Below are 10,841 nucleotides of genomic sequence, written 5' to 3'. Positions count from 1 at the left end.
CCTGGCCGAGCCGGTTGCCGGTGAGCCGTAGCGCGAGGGCGGTGGAGCGGGCGCCGTCGGGGGCGGCCTGGACGACGGTCGTCATGGAGAGGGGCTGGCCGACGCCGAGACAGAAGCCGAGGACGGCGAGCATCAGGCCGATGGCCCAGACCGGTACCGGCAGGGCGATGCCCGCGCACAGGACGCCCGCGAGGAGGCAGGTCGCGGTCAACAGGGCGGCCCTGCCGAGCAGTCGGAGGAGCGGGGTGAGGACCAGGCGGCAGGCGATGGTGGCCGCCGCGCGGATGCTGAGCAGCACACCGATCACCGAGGGCGCGATGCCCCGGTGTTCGCCGACCACCGGAAGGTAGGCGGTCAGGATGTCGGTCGCGGACAGCACGGAGAGGCTGACGAAGATGCCCGCGGGCACGCCCCGGGCGCCCAGGATGCTCCGCATGGGCACGCGATCGCCTTGTTCCGTACGGGACTTGACGGCCGTACGGTCCTCGATGCGCCACAGGGACGTGAACGACACGGCGGCACCCGCGCCCGCGACGAGCAGGGCGAGGGCGCTGGTGCCGGCCATGTCGGAGCCGCCGATCAGGGCGCCCGCGGCGATGGGGCCGACGAGCTGGCCGAGGGAGGCGCCGATGGTGAAGTGGCCGAAGTTGCGGTCCTGTTCGTGCGGGGCGGACTGGCGGGCGACCAGTGACTGGGCGCCGATGACGAAGCAGAGGTGCCCCAGGCCCATCACTCCGCTCCACATGGCCATCGCCCAGAGGGAGTTGGCCAGTCCGCTGAGCGCGCAGCCGCCGGAGATCAGGACCACGCCGACGGGCAGCAGGGGTGCGCAGCGGCCGTGGTCGGTGCGGCGGCCGAGCGGTACGGCGGCGAACAGCGGGAGCAGCGCGTACACGCCCGCGATGACACCGATCGCCCGCTCGTCCGCGCCGAGCGCGAGGGCCCGGTAGGACACCGCGGGGCGGGCCATCGACACCGCCGCCTGCGCGAAGCTGAAGGCGATGACGAGGCGGAGCAGCCAGCCGCGGTTCCTGCCGGGCGCCATGGTGAAGTCCCCTGTCACGTGGGTCAGATGATGCCGAACAGGATTCCTGCCCCGAGGACGACGAGCGATGTCAGGGCGGCCCACTTGACGACGAACCTGGTGTGGTCGCCGAACTCGACCTTGGCCATGCCGACCAGGACGTACACGGCGGGCACCAGCGGACTCGACATGTGCAGGGGCTGGCCGACCAGGGAGGCGCGGGCGATCTCCAGAGAGGAGACGCCGTGCGCCTGGCCGGCCTCGGCGAGCACGGGGAGGATGCCGAAGTAGAAGCCGTCGTTCGACATGAAGTACGTGAGCGGGATGCTGAGTACGCCGGTGACGAAGGCCATGTGCGGGCCCATGCCGTCGGGGATGTTGTCGACCAGCCAGGTGGCCATGTGGTCGACCATGCCGGTGCCCTGGAGGACGCCGGTGAAGACGGCGGCGGCGAAGACCATGCCGGAGACGTTGAGGACGTTCTCCGCGTGGGCGCCGAGGCGGGCCTTCTGGTCGGGCATGTGGGGGAAGTTGACGGTCAGGGCGAGGGCGGCGCCGAGCAGGAAGAGGACCGGGATCGGCAGCCATTCCATGATCATGGCGGTGAGCAGGGTGACCGTGAGCAGCGCGTTGAACCAGTAGAGCTTGGGGCGCAGGGTCGGGCGGTTGGGGTCGAGGCCCCGGAAGCCGTCGTCCTCGTCGGGCAGTTCGGCATCCGCGTCCGTGCCGGAGCCCGAACCGCCGGTGGTCTTACGGTCGTTGCCGACGCCCGAAGCGCCGTTGCCCTTGCCCGTGCCGGCGCCCACGAGGACCGTCTCCGACTCGGCGGGCTCCTCCACGAGCACCTCGTCCAGCGTCAGCACACCGAGCCGCTTGCGCTCGCGGCGACCGAGGACGTACGCGAGGACGAGGACGCCCAGCAGGCCCACGGCGAGCGCGGGGATCATCGGGACGAAGATGTCGCTGGCGTTGAGCTTGAGGGCGGTCGCGGCGCGGGCGGTCGGGCCGCCCCAAGGGAGCGTATTCATCACGCCGTTGGCCATCGCGGCGACACCGGTCATCACGACCAGGCTCATCTTCAGGCGTTTGTACAGCGGGTACATCGCCGAGACGGTGATCATGAAGGTGGTCGAGCCGTCGCCGTCCAGGGAGACGATCGCGGCGAGGACCGCCGTGCCGACGACGATGCGCAGGGGGTCGGCCTTGCAGAACTTGAGGATCCCCCGGACGATCGGGTCGAAGAGACCGACGTCGATCATCACACCGAAGTAGACGATCGCGAACATGAGCATCGCCGCGGTGGGCGCGAGGCTGGTGACGCCGTCGATGACGTAGTCGCCGAGCTTGCCGCCCTTTCCGACGAAGAAGCAGAACAGCGCCGGTATCAGGACGAGTGCCGCGATCGGCGACATCTTCTTCAGCATGATCAGGACCAGGAAGGTCGCGATCATGGTGAAGCCGAGGATGGTCAGCATGAGTGGAACACCTAACGTTCGCCTTTGAACTCCCACCAGGGGCGGCGGTCCGACGACGTTAGGTCGCGCAAAGCGGCGTTAACAAGATGTTGACGCGCGAGCAATAAGCGCAAAACTCCAGGTCACAGCGGTGCGGTCAGAGCGGCGACCTCCACGGGCACTCCGTTGAGCACCGCGTTGCCCGACAGCGGGTCGAGCAGACTGCCGTCGAGCAGCTGGTTCACGTTGACGCCGGGGTCGGTGGCGGCGTGGCTGAGCCGGGTGCCGGGACGGTCGTGTCCCCAGCCGTGCGGAAGGCTCACCACGCCCCGGCGCAGGGCGTCCGTGATCTCGGCGGGGGCGGTCACCTCGCCCCCAGCGCCCTTCACCCGGACCGGCGCTCCGTCGGTCACGCCGAGGCGCTCGGCGTCCTCGGGGTGGATGTGCAGGGTGCAGCGGTTGGTGCCGCCGGTGAGGGCGGGCACGTTGTGCATCCAGCTGTTGTTGGAGCGGAGGTGGCGGCGGCCGACGAGGACGAGTCCGTCCGCGCGCTCGCTCATGGCCTGCCGGAGCCTGGGCAGGTCGTGGGCGATCGGCTGCGGCAGCAGTTCGACCTTGCCGCTCCGGGTCTTCAGCGGCTGCGGAAGGCGGGAGGAGAGCGGGCCCAGGTCGATGCCGTGCGGATGCGCGAGCAGCTGCTGGAGGGTCAGCCCGTCGGGTCGTACGCCGAAGCCGTCGCCGTAGGGGCCCAGGCGCAGCATCATGTCCAGCCGACGCTCGGGGCCGGTGACGCCGGTGAGGCGGGCGGCGATCTCGTGCGGATCGTGGCCGTGGACGGGCGAGTTGGGGTCCTGGACGGCCTTGCCGAGGGTCTGGTCGATGACCATCGTGTCGACGGCGGCCGGGTCGGCGCCGTGCATGCCGGTCGCGGCGAGGATCAGCCGGGCCAGGATCTCGGTCTCGGCCATCCGGCCGGACTCCAGCGGGATCGCCGGGCGAGAGTAGCGGACCTGGTTGCGGACGGCGAGGGTGTTGAACGCGAAGTCGTGGTGCGGGCTTTGGGACGGCGGGGGCGGCGGAAGTACCACGTCGGCGTGGCGCGCGGTCTCGTTGAGGTACGGGTCGACGCTGACCATGAAGTCCAGTGAGTCGAGGGCCTTGTCGAGGCGGGCGCCGTCCGGTGCGGAGAGCACGGGGTTGGCGGCGACAGCGATCAGCGCGCGGATCGGTTCGCCCTCGACGGTCGCGGTGTCGATCTCCTCGGCGAGCGCGGAGAGCGGCAACTCACCTTTGGCTTCCGGGTATTGGCTCACCCGGGAGTGCCAGCGCCCGAGCGCGAAGCCGCGCCCCGGTCCGGCGGGCCGGGGTGTCCGGTCGGTGGCGGCCTGCGGGAAGAGGGCGCCGCCGGGCCGGTCGAGGTTGCCGGTGAGGATGTTGAGGACGTCGACGAGCCAGCTGGCGAGGGTGCCGTGCGGGACGGTGCAGCTGCCGATACGGCCGTAGACGGCGGCAGTTGGCGCGGCGGCGAGTTCACGGGCGAGGGCGCGGATCTCGGCGGCGTCCACGTCACACGCTTCCGCCACGGCCTCCGGGGTGAACTCCCGTACCTGCTCGCTGACTTCCTCGACGCCCTGCACATGCGGGGCCAACTCCCCCAGGTCCACGAGGTGTTCGTCGAAGAGGACGTGGGTCATCGCCGCGAGCAGCAGGGCGTCGGTGCCGGGGCGGACCGCGATGTGCCGGTCGGCGAGCTTGGCGGTGCGGGTGCGGCGCGGGTCGATGACGGTGAGGGTGCCGCCGCGGGCCTTGAGCGCCTTGAGCTTGCCGGGGAAGTCGGGGGCGGTGCACAGACTCCCGTTGGACTCAAGGGGGTTGGCGCCGATGAGGAGCAGGTGGTCGGTGTGGTCGAGGTCGGGGACCGGGATCGCGTTGGCGTCGCCGTAGAGCAGGCCGCAGGAGACGTGTTTGGGCATCTGGTCGACCGTGGAGGCGGTGAAGACGCTGCGGGTGCCGAGGGCGCCGAGCAGGACCTGCGGGTAGAGGGCGCCCGCCATGGTGTGCACGTTGGGGTTGCCGAGGACGATGCCGACGGCGTCGGGGCCGTAGCGCTCGACGACCGGGCGCAGGCCCGCGGCGACCGCGTCGAACGCCTCCTCCCAGGTGGCCTCGCGCAGTTCGCCGTCGCGGCGGACGAGGGGGGCGCGCAGCCGGTCGGGGTCGCCGTCGACGGCTCCGAAGGCGGCGCCCTTGGGGCAGATGAACCCCCGGCTGAACACGTCCTCGCGATCGCCTCGGGCGCCGGTCACCCGGGTGTCCTCGATGGTGAGGGTCAGCCCGCAGGTGGCTTCGCACAGGGGGCAGATACGCAGGGCGGTGCGGGACACGGGGCCTCCCAAGGGCGACGTTGCCTCTTGGCGGTGAGCATACCGACCGGTATGGACGGTGGCGAGAGGGTTCCCGGGGCGAGGTCGGAAACCCGCGGAACGCGGACGCTCGGCCGCCGGTCAGTCCAGCACCCGCGCCAGATACGCCCGCAGCATTTCCCGCGTCTCCTCGATGACCTTCTCGTCGCCCTCCGGAGCGACCCGGAAGGCGAGGTGGACGAGGGAGTCGGCGGTCTCCACCGCGATCAGGAACGTGCGGCGGAGGTCCTCGTCGGGTTCGCGCGCGAGGTAGCCGGAGAGGAGGTCGGTGAGGCGGTCGGCTACGCGGTGGTTGGGTTCCGCGTGGCCCGAGCCGACCGGGATCTGGTTGCCGAAGTCGACGAGGGAGAAGCCGGGCGCGGTGCGCTTCATGGCGATGTACTCGTCCAGGACGGCGTCCACCGCCGCCCGCCACCCTCCCCCGCCGCCGGCCTCCTTGAGGCGCTCGGTGACGCGCTCGGTGTAGCGCTCCAGGTTGCGCTGGGCGAGGGCGTCGGCCATCGCGCGCTTGTTCCCGAAGAAGCGGTACACCGAGCCGATGGGGACGCCGGCGCGGACGGCCACGGCCCGGGTGCTCAGCGCGTCGTAGCCGACCTCGTCGAGAAGGTCCGCGCAGGCGTCGAGGATCCTGGTCAGCCGTTCGGCGCTGCGCCGCTGCACGGGCGCACGACGGAGCGATGTCGTGTGGGGCACGGGCTTCATGATGCCTTTCCGCCGCGGTCAGGTGAAGCTCGCACCTCAGTACGGAACTGGGTGCGGGTAGCACTCATCCCGGCGGCGGAATGGGTGCCCGTACCACTCATCCCGGTACCCCCGCCGCGTCGGAAGAGGCTGGGGGTCGCCCCGGCGCTGCTGCCGTCGGGGGTGGCCTGGGCCGCCGACGCCGTGATGTCCGCCGTACTCTCCACCGGTTTGCCGTGCACGGCCCACACGGTGCCGTCGTCGGCGTACAGGCGGGCGGTGACGTGGTGGGTGCCGTGCGGGACCAGGTCGGCGGCGAGTCGGTACTCGGGGACGCGGAGCCGCGCGACGGTGCGGCCGTCCACCATGAGACGGACCGTGCCGCGGCCCGCGACCGCGACCGGCTTCACACCGGCGGGCGAGAAGCGGAAGTCGTGGACGGTCAGCCGGACGTCCCAGCTGTCGTCGGCGGCGTCGGGCTCCACCTCGACACCGACCTCCGGCGCGCCCTTCTTGCTCACCTCGCGGTAGTGCCGGCCCTGCTCGTCCGTGTTGTCGAGCACCTTGCCCACCGGGGACGGCGACACCCCGTCGCCCTTCCGCGCCCGGGCATCGCCGGAACCACAGCCCGCCGATCCGGCCAGCAGCAGGGCACAGACCGCGAGCGCGGTGAGAAGTGCGCGCGACCACGACATGCCGGGGAGACTAGAACACCGGTCTGACAGCCGGATCCCCCTTGAGGCTGGTTCTTGGCCTCCGGAAGTCGGATTTTCCCTGAGCCCTTCGTCGCCCCCTTGCGCCCGTGAAACCGCAATCCTACGGTGATGCATAGGAATCAGATGGCCCGGATGCCGAGGAGCAGAGATGAGCGATGGGGGTACCTCCCGCGCGAGCAGGTTCGAGCGTGGGGGAGTCCGCAAGACCGCCGAGGGGCTGACCCACCTCACCGGTTTCGGCAATGAACACAGCTCGGAGGCGGTGCCGGGCGCCCTGCCCGAGGGCCGCAACGCCCCGCAGCGCGCACCGCTCGGCCTCTACGCCGAGCAGCTCAGCGGTACGGCGTTCACCGAGCCGAGGGCGCACAACCGCCGCTCGTGGCTGTACCGCGTCCGCCCCTCGGCCGCGCACCCGCCCTTCACCCGCACCGACAACGGCGGGATCCGTACGGCACCCTTCACGGAGTCGGTGCCCGATCCGAACCGGCTGCGCTGGAACCCGCTGCCCGCGCCCGCACCCGGCACCGACTTCCTGGCCGGCCTGTGGACCCTGGGCGGCAACGGCGACGCGACCCAGCGCACCGGCATGGCCGTGCACCTGTACCACGCCGACGCCTCCATGGACCGTGTCTTCAGCGACGCGGACGGCGAGCTGCTGATCGTCCCGGAGCGCGGCGGGCTCTTGCTGCGCACGGAGTTCGGGCTCCTCCATGTGGAGCCGGGATATGTGGCGTTGATCCCCCGTGGGGTGCGCTTCCGTGTGGAACTGCTGGATGCTTCAGCCCGCGGATATGTGTGCGAGAACTATGGGGCACCCTTCCAGCTCCCCGACCTCGGCCCGATCGGCGCCAACGGACTCGCCAACGCCCGGGACTTCAGGGCCCCGGTCGCCGCGTACGAGGACGTCGAGAGCCCGGTCGAGGTGGTGAACAAGTTCTGCGGCAACCTCTGGACCGCGACCTACGACCACTCCCCGCTCGATGTCGTCGCCTGGCACGGCAACCATGTGCCGTACGCCTATGACCTGCGCCGCTTCAATGTGCTCGGCTCCATCTCCTACGACCACCCCGACCCGTCGATCTTCACGGTCCTGACGTCCCCGTCGGACACCCCGGGCCTGGCCGGTGTCGACTTCGTGGTCTTCGCACCGCGCTGGCTGGTGGGCGAGGACACCTTCCGGCCGCCGTACTTCCACCGGAACGTGATGAGCGAGTACATGGGGCTCATCGAGGGCGCCTACGACGCGAAGGCCGAGGGCTTCGTGCCCGGGGGCGGCTCGCTGCACAACATGATGTCGGCGCACGGACCGGACCGTGAGACCTTCGACCGCGCCGGCGCCGCCGAACTGCGCCCGCAGAAGATCGACGACGGCCTGGCCTTCATGTTCGAGACCCGCTGGCCGGTGACGGCGACGGCCCAGGCGGCGACCGCCGATCACCTCCAGCAGGGCTACGACGACGTATGGCGGGGCCTGCAACGTCACTTCGACCCCTTGCACTGAAGATTCCCTACCGGTACGGATGGCCCCGTGACCTCCTTCGCCCCGGACTCGATCGTCCTGAACCGCAAGCTGCCGCTCTGGTACCAGGTGTCGCAGTCGCTGCGCGCCTCGATACTCGGCCGCTCGCCCCAGGACCCGCTGCGGCTGCCCACGGAGGAGCAACTCGCGGGGCACTACGGCGTCAGCGTGCTCACCATGCGGCAGGCGCTGAAGGAGCTGGAGGACGAAGGGCTGATCACCCGGCACCGCCGTCGCGGCACGTTCATCGAGCCGGACGTCCGACGGGCCACTCCGGTACGGCTGTTGGGCTCCGTGGACGCGATCGTGGCCCAGCAGTCCGGCATGACCACCGAGCTCCTGGACCATGGTGCGGTGAAGGTGCCGCCCGAACTGGCCGAGCACTTCCCGGACGTGACCGAGTTGGCGGCGTATCACCGCCTCCGCGGCGACGAGAAGACCGGCGAGCCGACGAACCACGCCCGCAACCACATCCGCCCCGAACTGGCCGCCCGCCTCGACCCGGACGACCTGATCCGCTGGCCGATGACCAAGGTGCTCCGGGACATCGTCGGCGCGGACATCAGCCGCATCACGGACACCGTGGAGGCCCGCCTCGCCGACCCGGAGACCGCCCGCCTCCTCCAAGTCCCGCTCCTCAGCCCGATCCTGCACTACACGGGCATCACCTACGACACCCGGGGCAGGGTCCTGGACGTGGCGGTCATCCACTACCGGGGAGACCGTTTCTCCTTCTCGGTCACGCTCGACGCCGCGAACTGAGGTCGTCGTACGATGCCGAGCGTGACGCACGACGACGCTCCGTTGCTCGCGGACCTCATGCCGTGGTCCGTCGCACCGATCCGGCTCGGCCGGGGGTGGCCGACGGCCCCCGACGCGGCAACCCTGAAAGCCCGCTGGGACGCCCTGGTGAAGGCCGAAGTCCCGGACCGGGAAACCCTGTTCGAGCCGACGCGCTCCCGCACCCTCCACTCGGCGGTGACCCAACTCCCGGGCCAGTCCAGCGGCACGGAGAAACTGGTCCGCGCCACGGGCCCCTGCCCGGAGCCGGTCCGCGTCCTGCACGCCCCCTTCGACGAGCAGTGGCTGATCCCCGACCACCGTCTGATCGACGTGGCCCGGCCGGAGTTGTGGCGGGTGGCGGACGAGCACCAGGTCTTCGTGGTGGACACTCCGGGCGTCCCCGGCACCTCCGGCCCGCTTCTGCTCGCGTCCACGATCCTCCCCCTGGTCCGCCCCGGCCGCGTCCGGCCGCTCTACCGCCGCCCCCACGCCGAGGAACCGAACCTGGCGCCGGGCCTGTTGGACCACCTCGCCACCCACCTCGGCCACTCCCCCGCCCCCGTGGACGTCCTCGCCTGGGCGGTGGCGACGGCCCGCCCCGGACCGGCCGTACCCCTGACACGGGACCCCGAACTCTGGGCTCGCGGCGTCGAGTTGGGCCACCGCATCCTCTGGCTGATGCACCGCAACGGCGACCGCCCCAAACTCCCCGGCGGCCGACGCCCGTACGTCCGCGCCCCGTTGCCGCCCCTTCCCCTCACCCTCCACTACGACCGTGACGAGGAGACCCTCCACCTCGACGAGGGCCGCATCTCCCCGGTACCGCCCGAATCCTGGGACTTCGAGGTGAGCGGGGTACGCGTCCTGGAGGAGTGGTTCACGTCCCGGACGACGGAGTCCGCCACCCCGGGCACGCTGGCCGCGATCCGCCCGACGACATGGCAGCAGACGTGGACGTCGGAACTGCTGGAGCTGATCACCGTGTTGGCGTTGCTGGCCGAACTGCGGCCACGGCAGGAGGAGTTGGAGGTGACGGATCAGATCACGGCGACTGAGCTACGCAAGGCGGGCGTGCTACCGGTGCCGGAGTCAGCACGCGGCCCTGCATCGGTTTTGGACCACCACGAAGAGGGCCCAGAGGGCCAATTCACGCTCATCTGACCCACCTGAAGGGGCGCGGGGAACTGCGCGACCAGCCACAGCGAACCCGCACCCGACTACGTCCCTTCCCCCCGCGGCGCGAACGCGTCCAAGACCTTCCCAAGCGCCATGTCAAAAACCGCGTCCAGATCAATAGGCCCCGGATCCTCCATGAACGCCGCAGCCATCCGCGGATAACCCCCACCCGCGATCTGACTCCCCAAGTACGCGATCCGCACCGCGTTCTCCTGCTCCTCCGACCACGGCAACGACCGAGACCGCTCAGCAGTCGCCAACTCATTGGTCACGTACATCGTCACGACCCCATTGAGCAGCCCGACGAGCTGCAACTTGACGCCGTACGTCGCGTCGACCGTGTCGAGACAGGCCAGGCAATGCTCCAGATACCGCAGCGCGTTGGGGCTGAAGCCATACACCGGTGACATCAACCGCGGCAGCCAGGGATGCCGATGCATCAGCGTCCGCGTCTGATGGGCGACCCGGATCATGTCCGCCCGCCAGTCCCCCGACGGCTCCCACTCCTCGTGCTCGCCGCTGACCGCGTCAACCATCAGCTCGTACAGGTCCTCCTTGCGGGGGACGTAGTTGTAGAGCGACATCGTGCCGCACCCCAACTCGGCCGCGACATGGCGCATGGACACCGCGTCCAGCCCCCCGTCGTCGGCGATCCGCACCGCCGCCGCCGCGATGTCCGCACGGCTGTACGCGGGCTTGGGCCCCCGCCCCGCACGCTCGGGGCGCGCCCAGATCACTTCGGGTACGGCCGCTCGGTCCGCCATTGATCATCACCTCGACCACCATGCTAGTTACGTACACCGTACGTAGTGCGCTATGGTCGACCCATGACTACTACGTACGCTGTACTTAGTAAAGGTCTGGAGAAGCGCTTCGGCGCCGTGCACGCCGTACGCGGGCTGGACCTGGCGGTGGCCGAGGGCACGGTCTGCGGAGTCCTCGGCCCCAATGGCGCGGGCAAGACCACGGCCGTACGGCTGCTCACCACACTGCTGCGCCCCGACGCGGGCTCCGCGCGGATCGCCGGGCACGATCTGGTCCGGGAGGCTTCGGCCGTACGGCGCC

At 70.6% G+C, this 10,841-nt stretch carries 10 protein-coding genes; 4 read left to right on the top strand and 6 right to left on the bottom strand.

Annotation, left to right across the window (positions count from 1 at the left end; genetic code table 11):
* The 5 genes from R6V09_RS34770 to R6V09_RS34750 form a co-directional block, all read right to left on the bottom strand.
* On the bottom strand, positions 1-1,045 hold a 1,045-nt coding region (locus R6V09_RS34770), incomplete at its 3' end, for an MFS transporter (protein ID WP_317885450.1).
* Between the two features lie 23 nt (positions 1,046-1,068).
* The gene (locus R6V09_RS34765; protein WP_317885449.1) at positions 1,069-2,499 is read right to left on the bottom strand and encodes a CitMHS family transporter; all 1,431 of its coding nucleotides are present in this window, start codon (positions 2,497-2,499) and stop codon (positions 1,069-1,071) included.
* 122 nt (positions 2,500-2,621) lie between these two features.
* A complete protein-coding gene (locus R6V09_RS34760; RefSeq protein WP_317885448.1) occupies positions 2,622-4,862 on the bottom strand; it encodes a molybdopterin oxidoreductase family protein in 2,241 nt (746 codons plus the stop codon).
* A gap of 120 nt (positions 4,863-4,982) precedes the next feature.
* Entirely contained in the window at positions 4,983-5,603 is a 621-nt protein-coding gene (locus R6V09_RS34755) for a TetR/AcrR family transcriptional regulator (protein WP_317885447.1), read from the bottom strand.
* Positions 5,600-6,277 (bottom strand): hypothetical protein, encoded by a 678-nt coding sequence (locus R6V09_RS34750; RefSeq protein WP_317885446.1) that lies wholly within the window; start codon positions 6,275-6,277, stop codon positions 5,600-5,602. Before R6V09_RS34750 ends, R6V09_RS34755 begins: the two co-directional genes overlap by 4 nt.
* A gap of 169 nt (positions 6,278-6,446) precedes the next feature.
* Here R6V09_RS34750 and hmgA point away from each other — a divergent pair, with 169 nt between their 5' ends.
* From hmgA to R6V09_RS34735, 3 genes are read left to right on the top strand one after another with little or no spacing between them, the layout of a single operon-like run.
* A complete protein-coding gene (gene hmgA / locus R6V09_RS34745) occupies positions 6,447-7,799 on the top strand; it encodes a homogentisate 1,2-dioxygenase (protein ID WP_317885445.1) in 1,353 nt (450 codons plus the stop codon).
* 27 nt (positions 7,800-7,826) lie between these two features.
* On the top strand, positions 7,827-8,579 hold the full coding sequence (locus R6V09_RS34740; RefSeq protein WP_317885444.1) for a GntR family transcriptional regulator: 753 nt from the start codon (positions 7,827-7,829) through the stop codon (positions 8,577-8,579).
* Positions 8,580-8,591: 12 nt separating this feature from the next.
* The gene (locus tag R6V09_RS34735) at positions 8,592-9,761 is read left to right on the top strand and encodes a type ISP restriction/modification enzyme (RefSeq protein ID WP_317885443.1); all 1,170 of its coding nucleotides are present in this window, start codon (positions 8,592-8,594) and stop codon (positions 9,759-9,761) included.
* A gap of 56 nt (positions 9,762-9,817) precedes the next feature.
* Here R6V09_RS34735 and R6V09_RS34730 read toward each other — a convergent pair whose 3' ends face one another.
* On the bottom strand, positions 9,818-10,540 hold the full coding sequence (locus R6V09_RS34730; protein ID WP_317885442.1) for a TetR/AcrR family transcriptional regulator: 723 nt from the start codon (positions 10,538-10,540) through the stop codon (positions 9,818-9,820).
* Between the two features lie 63 nt (positions 10,541-10,603).
* Between R6V09_RS34730 and R6V09_RS34725 the strand changes: the two genes are divergently transcribed.
* On the top strand, positions 10,604-10,841 hold a 238-nt coding region (locus R6V09_RS34725; protein ID WP_317885441.1), incomplete at its 3' end, for an ATP-binding cassette domain-containing protein.

Origin of the sequence: Streptomyces sp. W16 (assembly GCF_033194735.1) — a bacterium.
Taxonomy (GTDB): domain Bacteria; phylum Actinomycetota; class Actinomycetes; order Streptomycetales; family Streptomycetaceae; genus Streptomyces.
Note: the sequence above shows the minus strand (reverse complement) of the source record. Positions and strands in the feature narration are given on the sequence as shown.